19 protein-coding genes are annotated in these 22,246 nt (G+C 59.2%); 8 read left to right on the forward strand and 11 right to left on the reverse strand.

The window, feature by feature from the left end:
• Positions 1 to 165: 165 nt before the first annotated feature.
• A complete protein-coding gene (locus tag BJA_RS38890; protein ID WP_011090390.1) occupies positions 166 to 828 on the reverse strand; it encodes a phytochelatin synthase family protein in 663 nt (220 codons plus the stop codon).
• On the opposite strand from BJA_RS38890, the gene BJA_RS38895 reads away from it, so the two are divergent.
• Positions 827 to 1,270, forward strand: coding sequence for a hypothetical protein (locus BJA_RS38895; protein ID WP_236842143.1), 444 nt, complete (start codon positions 827 to 829; stop codon positions 1,268 to 1,270). The genes BJA_RS38890 and BJA_RS38895 overlap by 2 nt on opposite strands.
• A 368-nt stretch (positions 1,271 to 1,638) precedes the next feature.
• Positions 1,639 to 1,848, forward strand: coding sequence for a hypothetical protein (locus BJA_RS43380; protein WP_082757128.1), 210 nt, complete (start codon positions 1,639 to 1,641; stop codon positions 1,846 to 1,848).
• A 51-nt stretch (positions 1,849 to 1,899) separates the two neighbouring features.
• Here BJA_RS43380 and BJA_RS38905 read toward each other — a convergent pair whose 3' ends face one another.
• From BJA_RS38905 to BJA_RS38915, 3 genes are all read right to left on the reverse strand, one after another.
• Positions 1,900 to 2,052 carry a DUF2934 domain-containing protein gene (locus BJA_RS38905; RefSeq protein ID WP_082901064.1) on the reverse strand — a complete coding sequence of 51 codons (153 nt, stop codon included), beginning with the start codon at positions 2,050 to 2,052 and terminating at the stop codon, positions 1,900 to 1,902.
• Between the two features lie 78 nt (positions 2,053 to 2,130).
• Positions 2,131 to 2,367 carry a hypothetical protein gene (locus BJA_RS38910; RefSeq protein ID WP_049832599.1) on the reverse strand — a complete coding sequence of 79 codons (237 nt, stop codon included), beginning with the start codon at positions 2,365 to 2,367 and terminating at the stop codon, positions 2,131 to 2,133.
• Between the two features lie 955 nt (positions 2,368 to 3,322).
• The gene (locus tag BJA_RS38915; RefSeq protein ID WP_011090391.1) at positions 3,323 to 5,065 is read right to left on the reverse strand and encodes an adenylate/guanylate cyclase domain-containing protein; all 1,743 of its coding nucleotides are present in this window, start codon (positions 5,063 to 5,065) and stop codon (positions 3,323 to 3,325) included.
• A 378-nt stretch (positions 5,066 to 5,443) separates the two neighbouring features.
• Between BJA_RS38915 and BJA_RS38920 the strand changes: the two genes are divergently transcribed.
• On the forward strand, positions 5,444 to 6,448 hold the full coding sequence (locus BJA_RS38920; RefSeq protein ID WP_011090392.1) for a methyltransferase: 1,005 nt from the start codon (positions 5,444 to 5,446) through the stop codon (positions 6,446 to 6,448).
• A 211-nt stretch (positions 6,449 to 6,659) separates the two neighbouring features.
• Here the strand turns inward: BJA_RS38920 and BJA_RS38925 are convergent, their stop codons facing one another.
• Entirely contained in the window at positions 6,660 to 6,938 is a 279-nt protein-coding gene (locus BJA_RS38925; RefSeq protein WP_131234240.1) for a hypothetical protein, read from the reverse strand.
• Positions 6,939 to 7,111: 173 nt separating this feature from the next.
• A complete protein-coding gene (locus tag BJA_RS38930) occupies positions 7,112 to 7,291 on the reverse strand; it encodes a hypothetical protein (RefSeq protein WP_038968071.1) in 180 nt (59 codons plus the stop codon).
• A 235-nt stretch (positions 7,292 to 7,526) separates the two neighbouring features.
• On the opposite strand from BJA_RS38930, the gene BJA_RS38940 reads away from it, so the two are divergent.
• The gene (locus BJA_RS38940) at positions 7,527 to 8,513 is read left to right on the forward strand and encodes an AraC family transcriptional regulator (RefSeq protein ID WP_038968070.1); all 987 of its coding nucleotides are present in this window, start codon (positions 7,527 to 7,529) and stop codon (positions 8,511 to 8,513) included.
• A 2,081-nt stretch (positions 8,514 to 10,594) separates the two neighbouring features.
• Here BJA_RS38940 and BJA_RS38945 read toward each other — a convergent pair.
• From BJA_RS38945 to BJA_RS38965, 5 genes are all read right to left on the reverse strand, one after another.
• Positions 10,595 to 11,605: a M23 family metallopeptidase gene (locus BJA_RS38945; RefSeq protein WP_231166528.1), complete on the reverse strand. Its 1,011-nt coding sequence runs from the start codon at positions 11,603 to 11,605 to the stop codon at positions 10,595 to 10,597.
• Between the two features lie 17 nt (positions 11,606 to 11,622).
• Positions 11,623 to 12,705, reverse strand: coding sequence for a helix-turn-helix transcriptional regulator (locus BJA_RS38950; RefSeq protein ID WP_162185852.1), 1,083 nt, complete (start codon positions 12,703 to 12,705; stop codon positions 11,623 to 11,625).
• Between the two features lie 178 nt (positions 12,706 to 12,883).
• The gene (locus BJA_RS38955; RefSeq protein WP_011090398.1) at positions 12,884 to 14,245 is read right to left on the reverse strand and encodes an HlyD family type I secretion periplasmic adaptor subunit; all 1,362 of its coding nucleotides are present in this window, start codon (positions 14,243 to 14,245) and stop codon (positions 12,884 to 12,886) included.
• A complete protein-coding gene (locus BJA_RS38960; RefSeq protein ID WP_038967835.1) occupies positions 14,242 to 15,927 on the reverse strand; it encodes a type I secretion system permease/ATPase in 1,686 nt (561 codons plus the stop codon). Before BJA_RS38960 ends, BJA_RS38955 begins: the two co-directional genes overlap by 4 nt.
• A 152-nt stretch (positions 15,928 to 16,079) precedes the next feature.
• Entirely contained in the window at positions 16,080 to 17,474 is a 1,395-nt protein-coding gene (locus BJA_RS38965) for a calcium-binding protein (protein WP_236842144.1), read from the reverse strand.
• A gap of 909 nt (positions 17,475 to 18,383) precedes the next feature.
• On the opposite strand from BJA_RS38965, the gene BJA_RS38970 reads away from it, so the two are divergent.
• The 4 genes from BJA_RS38970 to BJA_RS38985 all read left to right on the forward strand — a co-directional run bounded on the left by BJA_RS38970 (position 18,384) and on the right by BJA_RS38985 (position 22,092).
• Positions 18,384 to 19,373, forward strand: coding sequence for an NADP-dependent oxidoreductase (locus BJA_RS38970; RefSeq protein ID WP_011090402.1), 990 nt, complete (start codon positions 18,384 to 18,386; stop codon positions 19,371 to 19,373).
• 75 nt (positions 19,374 to 19,448) lie between these two features.
• Positions 19,449 to 20,120 (forward strand): HD domain-containing protein, encoded by a 672-nt coding sequence (locus tag BJA_RS38975; RefSeq protein ID WP_011090403.1) that lies wholly within the window; start codon positions 19,449 to 19,451, stop codon positions 20,118 to 20,120.
• A 354-nt stretch (positions 20,121 to 20,474) separates the two neighbouring features.
• Positions 20,475 to 20,897, forward strand: a complete 423-nt coding sequence (locus tag BJA_RS38980; RefSeq protein WP_038967833.1) for a cupin domain-containing protein — start codon at positions 20,475 to 20,477, stop codon at positions 20,895 to 20,897.
• A gap of 220 nt (positions 20,898 to 21,117) precedes the next feature.
• Positions 21,118 to 22,092, forward strand: coding sequence for a GlxA family transcriptional regulator (locus BJA_RS38985; RefSeq protein ID WP_011090405.1), 975 nt, complete (start codon positions 21,118 to 21,120; stop codon positions 22,090 to 22,092).
• The last annotated feature ends 154 nt before the right edge of the window (positions 22,093 to 22,246 follow it).

Genomic DNA, 22,246 nt, shown 5'->3' on the forward strand with positions numbered 1-22,246 from the left:
TTTACCGGACCCACGTCCCACGCGGCGGCGCATCCCGCAATCCTAGAGCATGCACTCATTATGAGCGGCTGGCCGACTGATGTCCGGTCAACCCCCAACAGTGGCTGAAGAGCGAACATTCCCCGAGGTCGCAGATGGGCCCAATAGGCGACATGCAGTGGGATATTACTCTATCAACAGCAGCCCCCGCTTCTTATCGCCGTCGAGCGTATTTACAGCGTCGAACAGCCGCTTCCGCTCGACCAGCCATGGCTGGAAGTTGAAATTGACATCGAGCACGAAAACGAGGTCCTCGGCTTCGAAATAGCCCCCAATTGGGGAGTGATGTCCGCTACCAGCACCAAAAATTCGAGCGCGATCGAAATTCACGATGTAGCGTCGGCCCGGATCGTTGGCGCGACGGAGATGCTCCAGAAACTGGTTCTCGCTGAGATCGCGTAAGACCGTGACTTTCCGGCTCGTGTTGGTCTGGGCGACTTTGGCCAGCTCGTCGAGCGTGAGACCCATGATGCACACGCCTGTCCAGCAGCTCCATGTACCGGCCAACACCTTGCCCTCCGTCCGTGCCGCCTCGCCAAGCGACCGGTAGGCATTCGCAACAGCTGCAGGTCCGCAGCGAGAGCCATTTGACTGCCAGTCAACGTGTCTTTGGAATGTGGCTGCCACGGGCAGGTGCCACGCACGCTCCATAAGCTCCGGAGCACGTGTTACCGATGACGCTATGGCGTCTGATGGCACGTGCGATTGACCGACCACCAGGGCACCGGCACAAACCAGACCCACGGCGATAACCGTGCTGCTGATACTGGCGTAGCGCCATCGCTTCATGGATCAGAACCTTAGCGGCAATGACGATATTGGCCGGCAAGATTATGTTTTCAAGCTAACTGGCGAGAGATATCGAGAGATATTGTGTGAGCGTCCCATGGGGGCAACAGCTGCTCTCGATGGCGGCAGTCAGCCAGTCCCGGATCCCCGCAACGCCCGAGCTGAAGGCGCACCTCGACAAGCTAAAGAAACGAAGGCCGGCGCGCTGGTGATGCTGACGCCGACAGGAAGGGCTTACACCAAGCGCTATTTCAACGAGCACTGGCGTGAGGACTGCGACAAGGTCGACGCGATCAATGCTGAAACCGCGGCCAACGGCAAAAACGCCGAATACGTCAAAACGGCGGACCTTAATTTCCACGAGAACCGCGGCACGGCCGCGACGCTGCTCGCCGAAGCCGGCGCCGGAGATCGCCGAGGCGCTATGCTGGAGCGTCGATAAGGCGCAGAAGGTGATTGATCTGTACCTCGCGCGTGGCGGCGTGCTGGCCGCGAATGCGATCAGGAAACTCGAAGACTACCGGGACAGAACGACGCCCTCGTGAAACTTGGGTGCGATCGATCTTCAAAGAATTACAGGAACTTAGGAAACAGCGGGTCCTTCTCACGTTGTTGAGCAAACAACCTGAGGAGGAAAGCATGCGTCGAATCGCACTTGCAGCAATCGTTCTTGCCGCTGGCTTGACGCCAATGGTGGCTCAACAGACCTCGCCAAACATGCAAAACGAAGCCGATAAAGGCATCAAGACTCAAAACTCCGGTGGGTCGGGTTACGTCGGTGAACAGGACAGACCAGGTTCCGCAGCGCAAATGCCGGGCAGTAGCTCAGGTCGCGCCGATTCCACGACAACAGCACCTAGCGCTCAAAATTCCGGAGCAGCAATTGCCGGAGCACCGGGTGGCAAAAGCGGCCCCTCTCCAAAAGGTACTGTCGGTCAGAACACGTCGACCCAGCAACAGGACTCATCGAATATCAAAGGTCTGCCGGGAAACAAGAGCGGCCCGCCCGCTAAACGTTGACGGCTCGTTGCTCGAAGGCGCGTGGCGTAATCGCCACGCGTCTTGATCGCTCTAGACCGGCAAATTGTCGGTCATGCCGGGCGGCAGCTCATCTGGCTGCGACCGTCCCGTCAGAAGCTGCTTCTCGGCTTCATACCAGAAGGCATCCACGTCCTCGCTTGGCTCGCCCGGAGCACGCCAAAGCTCGTAGGCGCGAATACGAATGTCTTCCTGACTTAAGTTGGGCGTCGGTTGCTTCTATCTACTGGTGCAAACCTTGGCTCCAGACGTTCTCGCGGTTGTTCAGTGTCGCTGGAGAGCGTATCGACGTTTTAATCTTTCGGTTGTCGTCCGGGCAGCATAATCGATGCGGTCAATGTCGGCGCCGTCGGCCGCAGTAACGTTCAAACGCCAATTCATAGTGCTCGGGTTATCTTCATCGCATTCAACTTCGACCGCAATAACCAGTTCGCCGCCCGAAAAGCTCCGGATCTCCTGCAGCGCTATCAACTCCAGGTTTTTCCTTGACACACTGATCATTGCGAGGCTCGCGCGCCCATTTCTCAACCAACACGCAGCGTTCTTGCCTCGTTCCTAAAATGCGAAAAAGTCAGCCATGCCGTCTTGTCGCAGACCGAGACAAAGAAAGCGGGTCTAGCCTAGCCCGGCATTGTGTCCTTGCGGTTGAGACAGCCAGGGGTCGGCTGTTCACTTTCTGACTTGAGCCCATTGGGGGGACGGTACTTCTGCCAAGGAACGATGGCCGTCGGTTCGTAGCTGCGGCGCACAGTCCACTAAGACCGGCCCCTGGGCTCCAAAGGAGTGCCCCTTTTGGGCAGTCATCTTTTCCACTTCACCGGCGTAAATTGGAACTCGCCCATCGGGCTGGCTCGCCCCTTCCAGCCCCAATCCGTGAGGCAGGCGGCCCTACCGCGCGATCAGCGAGGCGGGGTTGCTGCGCGTCATACACTCGCGGATGAGGAATGAGGACACCGCCTTTCGCAGGGCGCTGGCCTGCTTCAACCCATAGCGTCAAGGACTTGGATCCAGCGAACGGATTGCGAACGCAAGTGTATTCATCAGCGGAACGCGGTTCCGGGCTAAGGCGAGCTAATTTATTGACATTACCAAGCTGGTTGGTCGGCGCTTGGTGATGAAAGCCGGTTGGATTCCGCCTGCCCAGCAAGCGAGGGTGTCGTGATCGAACAACCTCACTTCGACCCTTACTCGATCTTAGCACGCATCTGTTTTGCCGCCGCCGTCGTCGGTGGCGTAGCGCTCATTGCGAAGGCGATCATGAGTATCTGTTTCATGTAGGCATAGTCGCCTTTGGGTCAAACTCGGAAGTCGGCGGGTCTATGGATGGTCTGTTTTGCCACTGTGAGCGGACATCACCGGCTCCGCTGTTCAGGTCCGCGAAGGGCCAATTGCTGACTCATGCACCGCAGCAACAGGGGGTTCTATTGATCACCTCGTCGTCGCGCGCGAGCACAGTTCATTCGGGTAACCCCGCTTTGCGGAGACCCTCAATAAACATCTTTGCGCTTTTGGGGACCCGGGCGATATGCCCCGATATTGTAAAGGTTGGATCGATCTCAAGCACACGCGCCGCTGCGGCGTGCGCCTCAGCGTCGCGTCCGAGATGGGCGAAGGCAGACGCCAGTCCGCGGCAAGCTGGCATAAAGGAAGGATTCTGACGAAGGGCTTTCTTCAATACAATGATCGCCTCGTCAAACCGGCGAAGGCCCACAAGAGCATGCCCAATGCCCAGAAACGTCATATGCAGCAGCGGGTCTAATGGGCTCATGCGAATGGCACGTTCAAAGCTTCGAATAGCCTCTTCGGGCAGCCCCGCCATTGTATAGACCCAGCCTCTATTGTTCCAAGTGCGCCATGAATTCGGGTTGAGCGCGACCGCCCGGTCAGCCATTTCGATTTCGGCTTCACTATCGCCGACCACACACGCCGAGACTACGGCAACCCTTGACAACGTGTCCGGATCACCATCATCGAGGCTCAATGCCAAACGAGCAAGCCGAATTGCTTCCTTGGCGTCGAACTCGGGATTGTTGGCATAGCCTAAAGCGACGTTGCTCGCGTGACAGTCACCTGCCAGAGCCGCTGCAGAGCTGAACCTCGGGTCTAGCTCCAAAGCGCGATGAGCAAGCTTAATCGCCTCGGCCAAACTTTCGCGGGTCGTCAGGTAATACTGTTGCATGGATCGGAGAAAAAAATCATAGGCAGTGAGGTTCTCTGGTCGCCGCCGCGCAGCCGTTGCAATCTCTGTTTGAAGCATCTTTGGCTGAACGGCCGAGACAACGGCGAGCGCAACGTCGTCTTGGAGAGCGAAAATGTCCGTCAGATCACGCTCGAATCTGTCCGCCCAGATGTGCGTCCCTGTAATCGCGTCGATCAACTGTCCGGCGATGCGAACTTTCCCGGCAGCCTTGCGCACAGACCCCTCAAGGATATAGCGCACGCCCAGCTCGTGCCCGACCTGCTTCACGTTCACCGCCTTGCCCTTGTAGGTAAAGCTGGAATTGCGGGCGATCACGAACAACCATTTGAACCGCGAAAGCGCGGTGGTGATCTCCTCAACCATTCCGTCCGCGAAGTATTCCTGTTCGGGATCGCCGCTCATGTTCTCGAACGGCAGCACGGCGATGGATGGCTTGGCTGGAAGTGGCGGGGCCGCGCTTAGTCTCTCGGTCAGCGCGCTAGACGCTCCAGCACGGACAGCGTAAGCGCGGACCGGCTTGGCGATGTTCTTGAGCTGCTGCTCGCCGCGATCCTCGAAGCCAACGTCCAGCTTGCCTTCGACTTCGCTATAGACCTTTTCGGACATCAGGATGCCGCCCGGATCGGCGATCCCCTCCAGCCGGACAGCGATGTTGATCCCGTCGCCATAGAGGTCGCCGTCCTGCCCAACGATCACGTCACCAAGGTTGAGCCCGATGCGTAGCTTGAATGGACCGCTCCCCTCGGCGAGATGATCCTGCATCTCAGTCGCGCATCTCACGGCGGCTAAGGGACTCGCGAATTCGGCGAGCGCGCCATCACCCGTTGTCTTGATCAGTCGCCCGTCGTGGCGGGAGAGGCTAGGCTCGATCAATTCTCGCTTGAGCCGCTCGAACTCGGCGTAGGTGGCCTCCTCAGCGCGTTGCATCAACGCAGAGTAACCAACCACGTCGGCGGCCAAGATCGCCGCTAGTCGCCTCTGAACCCGCTGCTCGGTCACAGCCCCTCCGAACGACCAGACTAACCCCGCCGCTGGGACAAGGCGGAGCGTAGCACTTTGTTGCGGACATGTGAGCGGTAATCGCCGGAGAGACCCCATCTTGCCCAAAATTCGGGGCCGCCGTGGCACGGGCTGCACTCGCTTTTCCATTGCCGGGTGCAAGGCAAAGCGCCCCGGCCAATTCAATGCACTATGTCTCTTACGGGTCAAAAGCGCCGTTTTGGCTACGGCCCGCGCACTTCCGGTCTGCACCGCTAATCGGACGGACCCGGCGTCGGCGGCCACTTCGCAAAAGGGCCATAAGAGAGACTTGTTCAACGGACATCCGCCGAGCACAGTAACTAGCGTCTTAGCTTCCTCTCCTACGGAGGTTCTTCCGTGACATCCAACCCTTGGCTCACTCTCCTCGGACTGATCAACGGCTTCCAGGTCACACAGGCAATTCATGTCGCGTCAACTCTTCGTATCGCAGACCATCTGAAAGGCGACTCTCGTTCGGCAGAGGAGTTGGCGCCCTTAACGCAAAGCCATCCAGGCGCTCTCTACCGACTGCTGCGGGCGCTCGCCGCAGTGGGCGTTTTTGAGGAAGATGAAGACCGAAGGTTTGCGCTGACACCAATGGGAGATTGTTTGCGCACTGACTCCGCGACACCGATCGGCGCGTGGGCGGAGTGCGTCGGAAGTCCCTACGTTTGGAGCACATGGGGCCATCTGCTGCACAGCATTCGAACCGGCGAGAATGCCTTTCAAAGTCTCAACGGTAAGGACATTTGGAATTATCGCGCCGAACGTCCGGAGGAGAGCGCGGTCTTCGATCGCGCTATGACGGAGTTTTCGCGCGGCGGCGCTGAAGCCGTTATCGGCGCGTATGATTTCTCCGCTTTCCATCATGTTGTGGATGTGGGTGGCGGACGCGGTTTAATGCTGGCAGCCATTCTGACCGCTCATCCCAGGATGCAGGGCACGTTGTTTGATCAGCCAGGGGTCATTGCCGGAGCCGAGGCGGTTCTGGAAGCGCACGGCGTCGTCGACCGTTGCCGAATGGTGAGCGGAAGTTTCTTCGAATCGGTACCTGAAGGCGGAGATGCCTACGTCATGCGGGTAGTAATCCACGATTGGGACGACGACGAAGCGATCGCCATTTTGAAGGCGTGCCGGCGTGCGATGCGGGAGACGGCGAAGTTGGTTCTCATCGAGCGAATTATCGCGCCTGCGAACGAAGTACCGGCGACAAAATTCATGGACCTCCACATGTTGGCTTTGCCCGGTGGGCGGGAGCGGACCCGCGACGAGTTCTCTGACCTGCTTGCCAAATCTGGCTTCGAGCTGACGCGCGTTGTGCCAGCGGGTAGAATCAACGTCATCGAGGCCCGGCCATATTGAGCACAAGGCGGCCCGCCCGGCCTCCGGTGCGTTCCGGGTCACAACGCGAAGAATTCACCTGAGCAAGTCTAGTCCCCATGCCTCAGTAAGCGGACATCCGCGAGGCCAGACGCTACTTCGGAAAAGGGCCAATTACAGATCTTGGCCGCGAACGGACGCGCGGATAGCCGTTGCGATCTTCGCCTTCGGGCCACAGGCGGAAACGAGACTATCAGCTTGCAGAGGAGTCACCCCTGTTTTGAGTCAATTGCAACCCGTCGCATGCGCGGCAGTCAGGACAAGAGTCCTGCACCCTCTTGATCGCGACCCGACGGAGATCGATCGGGTTCTTTTGACCGTCAGCAGCCAGGATCAAAATCTTCTCGGCGAGGCATGCCATCAATGAAGGGGTTCGCCTTGCTTCGGGCAGCGTCTCTGCAGCATTCGCCAGAATACCTCGCAATACGGCACGAGGATAAGTGTGCGACCACTCGCTCTTCGTCGGCGCCATCAGCTACTCCACAGAGAGACTACCTACAAACAAGAATTGCTGCTGAACTTCGCTCGCCCGCCTCGCTCTTTAAAAAAGAGGCCGTCGAACCCAACATTCGACGGCCCAATTCGTTCGGTGTGACGTGGTGAGCGTTTGGGGGGCTGCCACACCGACGAACCAATATAGTTAGGTCATTGAAAGCCGGATATCTTAGTCATCTCGACGCGCTTCGCAGAGGGGGGTAGTTTCCCAATTTCGTTCTCGAGCAACCAGAGCAATATGCTGCGCTTGTTCGGGTGCGTCTCCTCTCGCAGGAGCTTCTTGTAATGAACTAGGTTCTGGCTGACGATGAAGCTTTCCAAGTCAGTCATTCGAGCCTCGCCTTCTCACGCACTCATTCATACGGTACGCGGTGCGCGAGCAGAACGATTTTCAAGGGCCGAATCCTGCAGACATTGCTCAATCTGGGTCATCACAAATTGAGTGTTCCTTGCAGATTTTGAGCCAGACTGGGTATTGATCTGGATCAGTTTCAGCATCCATCTCCCGATGTAGCGATTTCCTACTCGGCACAATGATGTGACGAGGTCCCGGTCGATTTGGATCATGGATCTTCTTGAATACCCGCTCAGTCGATCTCCGGTCGTTCGCACCCGCGATCCGGAGACGATGAGGAATGCGCTGTTTACGGTGTATGGGGCAACTGGATTTGCGGTCGCTAAACCAGCCGACTTCGAAGGAGTGGCAAATTACCTACTATTGTCCAAGATCGGGCTTGGCTTTTGTGGATATGGTGCGAAGACAGTCGTCGAGTTTCCTGAAGGCGATTTCGCAAGATTACAAATCGGCCTCAAGGGGAAAGCAGGGGTCATTTTAGGCAGCACCGCGACGATCCCCGTGAATGAGCAGCAGCCCGGCATTACGCCGCCGGGACAGCCAACAACCATTGTGTTTGAACCTGGGTTCGAGCAGCTGATCCTTCGCATAAAAACCGGGGCGCTGGAGAACGCTTTAACAACACTGCTCGGCGCAAAACCTCGGGGATCGCTGGTGTTCGACCCGACGGCGCCTCCGAAGCCGCCGACTGCTCAGCTGTTGCGTGAGCTGATCATGTTCCTAGCCAATCAGCTAAATTCAATGGCAGCGCAGTTGCCCAAGTCGATGCTCCAAGAGCTTGAGCAAGCGCTAATCGTCTCGTTTCTCTCGGCTCACCGGCACAACTTCACCGAACTGTTGGAGAGTTCCGCCACGGAACCGGCGCCGCTCGTAGTCCGCTTGGCTGAAGAATACGTCGAAGCAAATTGGGCTCGCGCTATTACCATTGAGGAGCTGGCATCACAGACGAACACCAGCATCCGTAGCCTCTACGCGGCTTTCAAGAAATACCGCGGGTACTCGCCGATGAGATTTGCAAAAACCGTGCGCTTGCGACGTGCAAGGCAGATGCTCCTGGAAGGGAATCCGAAAACTTCCGTTTCCCAAATCGCTTTCAAATGCGGTTTCGGCAATCTGGGCCATTTCGCCGGTGATTTCCGGCAAATGTTCGGAGAGCTTCCCTCCGAAGTTTTCGCGCGAGCACAGCGAGCGAGGTAGAGTGCGAACGCATGTAATCAAGATGGGGCGGCGTTTCGCGCCGCCGCTCAGCATCTCTGCCGAGCCGAAATTCGAGTTGTAACTGCGCGCCGGGGCCGTCCCCGACAGCACGGCTGGCTCAATCTCGGTATTCCGCATGGGGTCAAAAGCGTCGGTGTACGTCTCGGCCGACGTAAGCAACCTCTCAGAAGCAAACTCCGCCCGGAGGGGCCGCGCGGCGAGGTTCTGTGCGGAGAGGGAAAGGTGACTCCCATCTAGCCGCGAAGGCTATTGTTGCTTTTGGATTGTCGTGAGTGTCCCACGCGGAGTTGCGGGCACGTCTCTGGCTTCTTCTTCGGCTAGGAGCGTTCGGATGAGGGCCCGCTTGTCCTCATTCTTCTCCTCCTCAAGAAGTCGCCGGTATAGGCGGTTATGCGGCTGCCTCGTTGCGGTGGTACGAAGCGCAAGCCGTCGTCGGACATCTTCGATGTAGCGCGCCACTTCGCAGAAATGCCATCATCTATCGTCGCTCTGGCTCAGCGATGGGCTTTGCTGAGCAACACTATTCCGAGCAGGATGATCAATATCGGTGCCAACGGCAGGGAAACTGCAGAAGCATCCACACGCCTCCTGCGAGAAAAGCTACGCCGCAGGCAATCCAGAACAGGTCAACCTTATTGTCCATGCTCCAGTGGAAAAACTGCGCCGCTAAGAGTGAGGACGCCGACGCCCACAAGAAACCAGTCCCACGGCACCCCCATTAGCATGGCGATCCCTACCCAAATGAAGAACGCGGCCCACGCGACAGAGTCGATTCTCCGCGCAGTTTCGCTCGCAGAGCCTTCGCTGAAGGCTGGTTGGATGCTGTTCATCACACGTGCACCGGATAGAGGTTGGAGAGACCAGCGTAAGCACCAGTGATCAAAATGAACGGCGCAAAAACAAAGGGCCACTCGGCCAATTCGGTACTGCAAAATCGGATTAGGCCATCAACGATAGACGACCTCTTAGAACTATCGGCGGCGCAGACCAATGAGCCTCAATGGTCGCAGGCCGGTTGTAAGTTAAGTCTTCGCATCAGAGAGCCGATGCCATCGACAGTCTTGTGACGCAGCTACCTTGGCGGAGGAGTCGCTTCGGGAGGTGCTTCGCGATGGCTCAGGCTTCAACTTCTTCGCACTGGCTCGGGTGTCATTTGGATCGTGCCAGTGGCGAGCAATGAATTCTGGAGCCTTCGTCTTGGCCACTTCCCTTGGCTTAGGTTGAGGTGGTACCGGCGGCTCGGAAGGTGTTGTGTAAGCAAGGGCAACCTGCTCCACCCTCGGCTGGATGTCCTGCATGCTGACCAGCGAAAGCCGATCAGCCTTATTGCCGGCTACAGCAGGATAGGTGATTGATGTCATCGGCACCGGAGGAGACTTGGAGGTGGCGGCAGCAATAGCTCCGACGCCCCCAACACAAATCAATCCAAGTACGACGACCTTGATCACAGCGATGCCCACACCGAGGGATCGAGCCTAGACGACATTTTGCCCAGATTAAGGCTACCTGTTTGTTTGGTTAACGCAATAGCTGATCCGCGCCAAGCTCACGACCCCAGAGCAAGGCTATAATTCGGACCTGAGTAGCAGATCGTCTCGATATTCTCTTTCGACCTGTATCGAGCAATGAGTTCAGCGGTAGACTTTGAGGGCTTAACGGCGTTAGGCCAAATTACTATCCCTCTGCTCTCGCTGTCGGTCTTCCAGGTTCGATTGGCGCCTTCCAGCACAACGTCAACGAATTCCCGCCAGAGAATCACTTGGCTTGGCCCCATGAATTGCCAGAAACCCCGAGTTTGACGGTGGGTCTCGGTGGTTCGCTGAGACTTCAGCTCAACGTTAACAAGTTCGCATGCTCCGTTCTCGTCGGTGCGGATCATAAGCAAATCGGCGACCACTTTCGTTGGTTTCGAGTCTCCCCTGTCGTCGGAGGCCGCCAGTGCGATCTCATCTGAAACAAATCACCCTCTCCGCGCCCTATAGCGGGAGCGGGCCAGTTCCGGCAACCGATCAGACCTTAAAAGGCCCGTGGAGTCAGGCCCCCCGAGCACAGGCGCAGCGCTAGAGCATGAGCTCCAGGTCTTTCCTGAGCACGACCTGGCCATCGCGCTCGACAACATAAGTGGCCTTGTAGGACCCGCGTTCCCACCCCCCAGGAGGTCGCTTCTTCCCCGCAAAGAGCATGAATTGCGCCTTGTTGGCCTGAAGTGGCGCAGACCGAGTTTCCGCAATGACGTTCTCGAGAGGATCCTTGATGACCAGCCATTGCGCATCGCCTGCCTTGAGCCCGATAGCCCGCACGAATGCGACGATCGCCATCGAACTGGCAGACGGCATTTGCCTCTCGGCACTGCCGTCCTCGATGAGCTCCATCGTGACCGGACCCGTCGTAAAGCCCGCATTGAGGATGGCTCGTTCCTGATACTCGAGTTTCGAGCGCAAGGCAGTAAGCCAGAGGGATTGACCGCCTTGGCAAGACTCGGGACGAACGCCATACGCAAAGGGATCGACGACCACGCCATTGTGCCTCACGGTGAAATGCAGGTGAGGATACTCCGTGAGGCCGGAGAGACCTACACGGCCGATCGGCTGTCCAAGTTCGACCTTGTCTCCAAGTTTGACCAACACACTTCCGGCGGCCAGGTGGCAGTACTGGGTTTCCCACTGCTCCGGGTGTTCGATGACGACGCCATTGCCGCATTCGGCCTCGCGCACCGCTTCGCGCCCCAATTTTGTAAAAGTCCCGTCTGGAGCGTCATTGCGGATACGAAGAATGCTGCCGCCTGCCGCTGCGCGCACTTCCACGCCGGCCTTTTGCACTGCCAGTGAGGGCAAGCGAAAGTCGGTGCCGTTGTGTTCGTCATAAGTCAGCGTGCCGCACTTGTAATCTCGCGCCGACCGAGACGGATCGAGATCCGTGTAATTCTGGATGTAGCAGGTACGGCCAGGCTCGCAGGCAATAGGAAGCGCCAATTGAATGCTCTGGGCATCGGCATGGAAGCCGGCCCCAACCAATACGAGGGCGGCAAACGCCCGGTGGAGCAAACCTGCGCAGCTCATGCGACTCGACATCGCGGAGACCCCCGTACTCAGTCAGGCGAACGCTTGCCAGCCCTCCGCAATCTCATCGGACCCTCTTCGTCCAATTGACAGTCGAAGGCCGGCCGGCTCACCGAGTTCTCCCGCCTGCCAGCGCCAAAAGGCGACTGGGTGAGATGATACAGAAGAAAGAATTCCGACTGTCGATTGATCCCTAATTTGAGCATGATCCTCTTGGTGTAGGTTCGCACCGTTGCCTCGGTCAGCCGAAGCTCGGCTCCAATATCGCGAGGGCAATGGAATTGAAGAATCCGGGTGACGATTCTTTCCTCGGCCCAGTTCAATCCGAAGGCAGATGCAATGCAGTGCGCGCCCTGCACGTCGTCGAATTGCGGCACGACAATGAGGGCCTGTCCCAGCTTGTCATGCGTTGGAACAGCGCCGATCTTGGCGAAGGCGAACTGCTGACGATCCATCGAGAGCGGTACCGTGGTATTGAACCATCCATGAGTCCCGCTCTCGATCAGCACCTTCCCGACTGCCTCCCGCAAGCTCTCGGTCACGGAACCGCATGAGCCCGCGAGCCTGCCTCCGTCCATCCTTAGCAGCTGGCGCTTGGCAAGCAGTACTCGTCCACCACGATTGACTGCGTAAATGTGCAGACTCTGGTCCGCGACGATGGCGGGAAAGGTCAGCTCTTCGAGCCAGAGTTGCGCATCGACATGCTCCGGCGTTTGCCGGGCAAGTGAATGAGCGGCCTTCCATAACGGGCGCACGGTATGCGCCAAACCGGGAATCTCGGCTGCCGCAAGCGCGGCCGGTCGCCATCCGGCCACGAATACGACCGTGGCTCGCTCATCGGAAGCAAACCTGCCAATGACTGAATGACTCTTTACCGGGGGTTCCGCACCGATCAACTTGCGGACGAACGAGGTCCGGGAATTGATCGGCTCGAGCGAGGCGACGTCCTCAGGGGTGCCCGTGCGCGCAATTCGCTCAACCACCGTCGTGCATGACGGGTCGGTTGGGGCGTCTCCGATTCTGACTTCTTCAAGCCCGGAGGAGGATATCATGGCTACGTAGCAGCTCCGGCAACCGAGCAATTCCGCCATGGCCTTCGCGAAATATTCCATTGCGATCTGTGGCGGGCGCGGCTCCGGACACGGCCCTGATAGACCACATCCGTCATTGCCTTGCTTCGAGGCGCGCTCGACGCAACCGGAACGAAAATCATCCTGTGCGGACGGTAGTGCCTTACTGCATTCATGCACGGTCGCCTCCCTCGCAGGCCGGCCCACCCCTCACCAGCGCCTAATTCTCCCTGAACGCACGGTTGATCCGTAGCGTCATCGGCTGCAAAAGATATTCCGCAAAGGTTCGTTCCCCCGTCTCGACAAATATCTCGACAGGCATTCCAGGCATCAATGTGGAGATGTAGGAGGCTGTCGGCGCGTTGGGGTCCAGCTCAACCTCGGCCAAATAGGAGCTCTCGCCGGAACGGGTGTCGGTCAGCGCGTCTGCCGCAACGCCGACGACCCTTCCCTCGAGCATCGGCCGGCGACGAACGTTCAGCGCGTGAACCCGCACACGCGTCATCTGTCCGACATAGACCTCTTCCCGATCGGCAGGCTTCAATGTCGCCTCGATGACAAGCCGATCTTGCGTCGGAACGATTTCCAAAAGGGTTTCCCGAGGTCCAAGCACGGCATTGAGGTCCCTGCTGTTGAGGCCGACGATCCTTCCACTTTCCGGGGCACGCAATTCGGACCGGACAAGCTGGGCACGCAACGCGGCAATTCGATGTCTGAGGTCACCGATTTCCTCGCTCGTCGCATGCCGCTGCTTGGCGATATCCTGATTTTGGTTGAACCCTAGTTGCCGGCGTCTGTCCTGCAACTCCGAGATCTTGCCCTGCATCTCCGAAATTGATGCGGCATTGCGATCGACCTGTCCGGCAGCCTCGGCTTCCGCGCGTTGCAACGCCAACACACGTGGTTTCCGGGCGAGGCCCTTTGCGAGGAGATAGCTCGTGTCGGCTATCTCTTCTCGCAAAAGTTTGAGTTGCTGTTCAAGTCCTTGAGTGTTGCTCTCCAGGCCGCGGATGGCGTCCGCGTTTTGGAGCATCTGCTGATCGATCACCTTGCGCTCGTTTTCAATCGCGGCCAGTCGCGCGGCAAATTCAGCCTCCTGGGTTTGAATGGCGATACGTGCGGAGAGACGGGTCGCACTTTCCCGCAATTCGTCCGGAAACCGGATTGACTTGGCGGCGTCTTGCTCCGCCGCCAGCCGGGCCTCCATCGCCAGGTCGGCAAAGAACTTCGTTTCGAGGGAACCAAGGGTCGCTTCGATCTGCGCGGTGTCGAGCCGTGCAATGAGTTGACCGGCTTCGACGTGATCGTTCTCCCGGACATAGATCGATTTGATGATTCCGCCTTCCAGATGTTGCACCGCCTTGCGCTTTGAATGGACCTTGATGAATCCCGGTGCCACGACGGCGCCGCGGAGCGGAACCGTGGTTGCCCACAATCCGAAGCCGCAAAATTGCAGGACGAGCAATACACAACCCCAGGCGATGATCCGTCGCATGTCGGATCGCGGTTGCTCCGTCGGCCACGTCTTCGACCGGCCGGCAACAGGCGCGGACATCGCGGAGGCATGACCGGTCTGCGTCATGGAATGACCCTCCTGCCTGGCAGCCTCTGAGGTTCGACATTGCGAGGGGGCCCTGGCGAACCCGGTACCGGTGCCGGCCGCTGGGTACGAAGAACCTCATATGGCGGTCCGAAGGCGATCTGGTTGCCGTCCCGCAACAGCAGCACGGCATCGGCGATGGTCAACAGCCGCGGCCGGTGGGTGACGATCACCGACGCTGCGCCGCGCGCTTTGGCCGATTGAATGGCGGAGCACAACGCTTCTTCGCCGTCCGGGTCGAGATTAGCATTGGGCTCATCCAGCAGGATCAATTTGCGATCGCCGAAGAAAGCGCGTGCAAGACCAAGGCGCTGACGCTGGCCCCCGGATAGCCTGCAGCCGTCGCGGCCGATCTCGGTCTGGTAGCCGGCCGGAAGAGACAGGATCATCTCATGCGCCTGCGCGAGCATGGCCGCCGCGACGATGGCCTCGTCCCGTGCGCATTCATCAAACCCGGCAATGGCTTCGGCCACCGTTCCATCCAGGAGCTGCACGTCCTGGGGGAGATAGCCGACGAATTGCCCAAGCTGGTCGGGATCCCAGGTATGGAGTGCTGCGTGGTCCAACCGGATCGTACCGCTGGTCGGCCGCTCGAGGCCTGCCATCAAGCGCAGCAATGTGGATTTTCCAGCACCGGTCGGTCCGATCACGACGATAAGTTCGGACGGACGGCATTGAAAGGATATGCCCGCGAGAATGGGACGCTGCGTCCCGCCAATCCGGAATGTCACCCGTTCGACCTGGAGGATGCCGGATGGCGGCGGAAGCAACGTCTTCCGCGGACGCGCAAGCACCGGCATCGCGGCGTTGCAGACTTGCGTCCAGGCGTCCTGCGCAGATGCCAGCGCGCGCCAGGCCGAGACTAACCCTTCCATGGGCTGCAATGTGCGCGCTATCAGGATCGAGCTCGCGATCAGACTGCCGGACAGCACCTCGTTCTGGAGCACGAGCCAGGCACCACAGCCGATCGCGGCAATCTGCAGGATGGTCCTGACCGTTCGCGCGGCGGCGCTAATCGTGTAGATGCGTTCGCTGGCCCGCACCACCGGAGACAGGGCTTCGTCATTGAGGCTCATGAACGCGCGGATGGCGCCCCGGGTCCAGCCCATCGCCCGCACCACGCTGGAGTGCCGGACGATTCCATCGAGCAACGCCTGCGTCTTCAACGCGGCCTGCGAAGCCTGCGCAATTTCCCCGCGCGCGATCCAGTGGCTTGCAACACCCATCGCCAGCAGGACCCCAACCCCGATCAGGGCTATGACGCCATACCAGGGGTGCAGGAAGAACAGGATGAGAATAAACACCGGGAGGAATGGAGCATCTATCAGCGATGTGACCGTTCCGCTCGACAGGAAACTTCTCAACTCGCGAAGCTTGACGAGATCGTGCTGCCGGCAGTCGCCCGGCGCCGCGCCGGTGATGCTACCTTCAAGGATGATCGGAGCGAGGCAGTGCTCGAACCCGACCGCGAACCGGCTCAACAGACGGTTACGAAACGTGTCGAAGGCGGCGCTGAAGGCGAGAGCGCCGACGGCGATGACGGTCAGGCCGACAAGCGTCTCGACGCTTCCGCTGCTGAGCACGCGGTCGAACACTTCGATGGAATAGAAAGGTACGACCAGCAGCAGCAGGTTTACGGACACACTGAAACACACGATCCACACCAATGCGAATCGTCCCGGAATTAAGGCCACCAGCAATCTCTGACCAGATGCTGGGATCGCACCACGGTTACGCGAATACATAACTTGCCAGCACTATCACTGACTGAGATGAGGGCGGGGCGGCCTAACAGCCGCCACGCTACTAGTCGGCGCTAGACAACTTCGATCGCCGTATAACCGGCGGCATTGTTGATATCATCGATCGACTCGAACGGTGTCGCGCCGCCCGAGACGCCGTCGAGCTGGATTGTGCCGAAGCCGAAATCCAGCACCGTGTTGGTGCCGTCGTCGTCCACGACGACCGTGGCCGGGTCAAAGCCTGCCGGAGCATCGACATGAACGACATCGCCATCAGCGGCACTGAGGTCGGTGACCTCATCATTGCCGAAATTGGTCGCCGTACCGTCACCGAAATTGTGCGTATCGGTACCTCCGCCGCCCGTCAGCACATCGTCGCCGAGCCCGCCGCTGAGGACATCGGCGCCGTTGCCGCCGCTCAACTCGTCATCGCCGGCATCGCCATTCAGGGTGTCGTTGCCGGCCCCTCCCGATAGGGAGTCGGCCCCGTCTCCACCGTTCAGGACATCGGCGCCGTCGCCGCCGGCCAGCGTGTCGTCTCCGGCGTCGCCGTTCAGCGTGTCGTTGCCGGCTCCGCCGCTGAGTTCGTCATCGCCGTTACCGCCGCTCATGGTGTCGTTGCCCGCACCGCCGGCCATGAGGTCGTCTCCGGCATCGCCGAACATCACATCGTTGCCGCCGCCGCCATCCATGAGATCATCGCCGGCATCGCCATGCATGGTGTCGATACCGTCGCCACCGTTCAGCGTATCGGCGCCGGCACCACCGTTCAGGATGTCGTCGCCCATACCGCCATTCAGCAGATCATTGCCAAGTCCGCCGTTCAGCGTGTCGTTACCGGCGTCGCCATTCAGAGTGTCATCCCCGAGGCCGCCGTTAAGTACGTCGTTACCGTCGCCGCCGTTCAATACGTCATTGCCGGCGTCGCCGCTCAACGTATCGTCGCCGGCGTCGCCCCACAGGGTGTCCGCGCCTGCGCCGCCATGGACGTCATCGTTGCCGTCCCCGCCATGGATGCTGTCGTCGCCGGCGTCACCAAAGAGGTGATCGTCGCCGGTTCCACCATCGATTGTATCGATGCCCGCGTTTCCATGGATGGTGTCCACGCCGGCATTTCCGTTCAGCGTATCGTCGCCCGCGCCGCCATTGATCGTGTCATCGCCATCGCCACCGGCGATCGTATCGATACCGGCATTTCCATCCAGGGTATCGTTGCCGGCACCCCCATCGATGTTATCGTTGCCCGGACCGCCGCTTACGGTATCGTTGCCGTCGAGACCCGTGATGGTGTCGTTACCTTGCAGGCCATTGATCTGATCGTCCGCAGCCGTGCCGGGCAATACATCGTCGCCTGCTGTTCCGTTGATGAGTGCCATGGTCTCCGCTCCCTTTGCATGGAAATGCGCGACGCGGGTCGGATTGCGGCCCGTCATGGACGTCGCAGATTTTGGGTTTGGCTTGATGCCCATCACCGATCGATGTGGGCTCCGATCAAGCAACCTTGGATGAAAGAAGAGCGATCCAGCAATCCCCATTTGGGGACAAAAGAATACGGCAAGCTGGTGGACCCAATGACGGCCACAGTCTTCGTCTCAGGCGCGAACGACCCTCACTCGTTCAACCGATGAGTCCGTCAAGGTGATGTCGGCGTGCGAGCGGAGATGACGGTGGTGCTGTTACGAGAGGTGCTGCTCGATGGCTCTGGCTTCAACTTCTTCGCACTTGCTCGGGAATCATTCGGATCGTGCCAGTGGCGAGGAATGAACGCTGGAGCCTTACGCACGTACATTCAAACTAATGAATTCTGGCGTCGAGCCACCTCCAATCAGCTCAGCTACAGTGGTGCAAACCCCGGGTCTGCGATCCTGTTAAATCAGCCCGGAGACCGGTTGCAGCGCTTTCCAAACCCTGCACGACCTATTTGCCCAGAAAGTCGACCTCGAGCTGCCGCGCCAAATGGGCTGGTCGGCATCTAGGCTGCCCGGAATCTCGCTTGCCTCGCTGCAGACGGTCGCCGACGCAGAGTCGCAGCACGACTTGCCGATCTGACCACATGCCAGCGTGGGAGCGTGCCCACGACTCTCGCTTCGGCCTGATCCCTATGTCGACGCGGCCAGAGATTGCTCACAACGGAAGTTGCAGCAGATCTCCGCGGCACAGAAAGTCTGACATGGCCTTGAGATCCTGACCTTCTAAAGGTTGGGTTCTGCAAGTCGCTTTGTCAGGGCCCTCGATAGCACCCGATAAGAGCGCCCGTTCGCGCCGATCTTGTCAGGAAACGACGTGCGGCTGTCCTGATCCGTAGGATCGGGTTTGTTGTTCAAAGCAGCGCCCCGTGGCCACATGCGGACAAGCCAGCTAAGCACCAGGAGTTTCAGATGATTCCGAGCAGCATGATTCGTGACGCTACTGAAGAGCGAACTCTTTCAACAATGATGGCCTGGCGCGTTCGCGAGTTCGGGCCACCAGAGATCATGAAGTTCGAGCGCGTTCCACGGCCCGAGCCAGGCGCTGGCGAGGTCCTGGTCAAAGTCAAAGCCGCTGGAGTCGGACCATGGGATGGCTGGATCAGGGCTGGCAAGAGCGCTTTGCCGCAACCGCTTCCTCTCACTTTGGGTTCAGATCTTTCTGGTGAAATCGTCGCCATGGGCCATGACGTTGCCGAGTTAGCTGTGGGAGATCAGGTGTACGGTGTTACGAACCCGCAGTTTGTCGGGGCCTACGCCGAATACGCTGTCGCTTCCGCAGGGATGGTTTCGACTAAGCCAACCTCGCTAACCCACGTCGAAGCCGCCTCCGTTCCTGTCGTTGCCGTCACCGCATGGCAGGCATTGTTTGATCACGCCCAACTCAAAGCAGGTCAAACGGTGGTCATTCAGGGAGCGGCCGGTAACGTAGGATCCTATGCGGTTCAACTGGCTCGTCAGGCAGGTGTGCAAACCATCGCATCCGTATCGACGGAGGATATTTCCGCCGTGCGCGACCTCGGCGCAAACACCGTGATTGATTGCCGGACCCAGCGCTTTGAGAAAGAAGTACAGGACGCGGACGCTGTTATTGATCTGGTCGGCGGCGAAACTCAAGAACGCTCATTCCAGGTCCTTCGTCGCGGCGGCAAGCTGATTTCGGCAGTGTCTCGCCCGGGTCAGGACCTTGCAAAGCGCTACGGTGTTGAAGCCGCCTTCTTTCTGGTCAACGTCAGGAGCGAATTTCTGACCAAGGTCGCTCGCTTCATCGATGGTGGAAAACTACGAACAAACGTGGGGACAGTCTTACCGCTCGCGGATGCGCGCGAGGCTCATTTGATGCTGGAACGCGTGCGGCCTCAGCCGAAAGGAAAGATCGTGCTCGACGTCGGAGCGAGTTGATCAGGATAACGTCGCAGTTGCGCTCCCGCGCAATGCGCAGCCAAGCCCCACAGTAATCCTAGAAAGGACGCAACAATGACAGCCCGAAATCTCGCCCAGGCTCTCGTCATTCCCGATTCCTTGCTCGCGAAAGAGGCGACAGACATCCTGCGCGAACATTCCACCGATCTGCTGTTCAATCACTCGATCCGCGTCTACCTGTTCGCGACTGAGCAGGGTCGTCAGAGGAATCTGCGCTTCGACCGTGAGCTTCTGTACGTCGCCGCCGCATTTCACGATCTCGGCCTGATCAAGAAGTTCTCGAGCCCAGACGAGCGCTTCGAGGTCGATGGCGCAAATGCCGCACGGCAGTTTCTTAGCACCCATAACATCGCTGAAGATCAGATGCAGACCGTCTGGGAAGCAATCGCGCTGCACACCACTCCCGGCATCCCGAAGTATATGGGTCCTGAAGTAGCGCTCCTCAATTCCGGTGTTCTTCTCGATGTCATTGGAGTGGGGTTCGAGCAATTTCCTGCGGAGCTGCGCGAGGAAATCGTCGCCAAGTACCCGCGCACGAATTTCAGAGAAGGCTTCATTCAGGAGTATTTCGCCGGTTTTGCGCACAAGCCAGCGACCACGTACGGCACCGTCAACGCCGCCGTTTGCGAGCGTTTCATCCCGGGGTTCAAGAGTCCCAACGCCTGCGACCTGATCACTGCTTCTCCCTTCCCGGATTCCCAGCACAAGACTCACAATCATGACTAGGACCTATCCGGTGCTCCAGGAGCTCAAGCCCGATCGCGCGCAAGTTACCAGCGCCGACTCGCTGGCCTCCCCAATCTGGTTAACCCTTGGCGAAGGGGTTCATGATCGCCGGGCTCTCTGTTGTCGGTGCTGCTCAGCGGCAGCAGCACATCAGGCCGAAGGTGATGGCGGAGGCAATGGCTTCTCATCGGAAGCTTCACCATGACCATCGGTTCGGCTCTGAGTCCTGGTTTCAAGCAGTTGCGTGAACTCGTTAGAAGAGGATGTGCGATGATGTCGATCAGTGGATTTGCCTATCGGATTGGTGCTGTATCAGACCCTCGAGGTATGTCGGCAAAAGCAGCGAGAAGAGCACTGCGAACGGCCGCCGTCCCGCTGATAGCAGCAGCGATCGCCCTGGGAGCCTCCCCGGCGATCGCGCAGGACCGGGAGCAGGTGAAAGTCGCCTTCGCGCACACACTGCCGAATGTCGAAGGAAAGAGGCTGGTTGCTGTGACGGTGACTTATCCTCCCGGAGCCAAATCGCTCGCTCATCACCACGCAGCGTCAGCTTTTATCTACGCCTACGTGCTGTCGGGGGCCATCCGTAGTCAAGTCGGCGACGAACCCGCGAAGATCTATCACGCAGGCGAAAGCTTTTACGAAATGCCCGGTTCGCATCACAGGGTCAGTGAGAACGCGAGTGACAAGGAGTCCGCCAGCTTACTGGCGGTCTTCGTTGTGGATTCCAAGGACGAGCCATTGACGACGCCGGACAAGGCGCCGGGATCACAATAATGGCGCGACAAATTCGCCTGTTGCCGTGACGATCTTTTTGGACCTCCATGGGCCTCTTGATTGGCCGGTGGGAGAGCAAAATCGACCAATAGAGGTCCATAGCCCCTGGTTTATCCCGGATGCACGGATGTTCGTTCTGTTGCCTCTCGGATCGCCCCAGGCCTTTTGCGGGGGCCGGACTACCTGCATAATAAGGCTCCGAGTGGAGAGGCTGTAACAGGTGCCGGTACAGGCTGTCGCGATCGTCGTCTGTGAGGGGGTCCAGGCCCTGGACGTGGCGGGGCCGATGGATGTGTTCAGCGAGGCGAACACGTTTCTCGGCAGCGCGTATCGCTACGAAACGGTATTGGTTGCTGCTCACCGCAATCCGCTGCGCGCGTCGAACGGCATACGCATGGTCGCCGACCTGACTTTCGATGAGGCGGCGGGCGGCTTCGACATCGTTCTGGTGGCCGGCACTCCGACGCCACCGGAAGCGGAGCCCGAACCGTGCCTGCTTCAGTGGGTCAAGGAGCTACCGTGGCGCTCCAGCGTCTATGGATCGATCTGCACTGGGGCTTTTGTGCTCGGTTATGCCGGCCTCCTCGACGATCGGCGTGTCACCACCCATTGGCAGGATGCACAGGCGCTGGCGGCCAGGTTTCCGAAGGCCAAAGTCGAACCGGATCTGATCTATGTCCGCGATGGACGGTTGATCACCGCGGCTGGTGTGACTGCGGGGATAGATTTGGGCTTGGCGCTCGTCGGGCAGCGGCACGGCGCGGAAACGGCGCTCAAGGTCGCCAAGCGGCTGGTTGTAGTTGCCCAGCGCCAGGGCGGACAATCGCAGTTCAGTCCCTACCTCACGGCACCTGCGGATCCGGAATCGCCAATCGCACGCATCCAGGACCATGTCATGGCCAATATTGGGGATCGCCACACGTTGGAGTCGCTTGCCGCTGTGGTCGGCATGAGCCCCCGGAATCTGGCCCGGCATTTCGGGCAGGTGACCGGGACCACACCGCACGAGTTCATCGAGCGCGCCCGTATTGATGCCGCGCGCATGATGCTGGAAGCAAGCGACCGACCGCTGAAGGCCATTGCCTTCGATTGCGGCTTCGGATCTGCGGATCGGATGAGGATTGTCTTCAGCACCCGTCTCGGCGTGACCCCTGTCCAATATCGCGCCAGCTTCCGACGAGCAGAACCGCAATAGTTCGCGAGCTATCCGAGGACGAAACTGCGGGCTCCTACTGCCCTGAAGCTCCGAGCGGCCCTTTGTCAGGAAACGACGTACGGCTGTCCTGATCCGTAGCATCCCGCTTGTTGTCCGGAGCAGAGCTCTGTTGCCTAATCCCGACAAGCAACCA

Origin of the sequence: Bradyrhizobium diazoefficiens USDA 110 (assembly GCF_000011365.1) — a bacterium.
Taxonomy (GTDB): Bacteria; Pseudomonadota; Alphaproteobacteria; order Rhizobiales; family Xanthobacteraceae; genus Bradyrhizobium; species Bradyrhizobium diazoefficiens.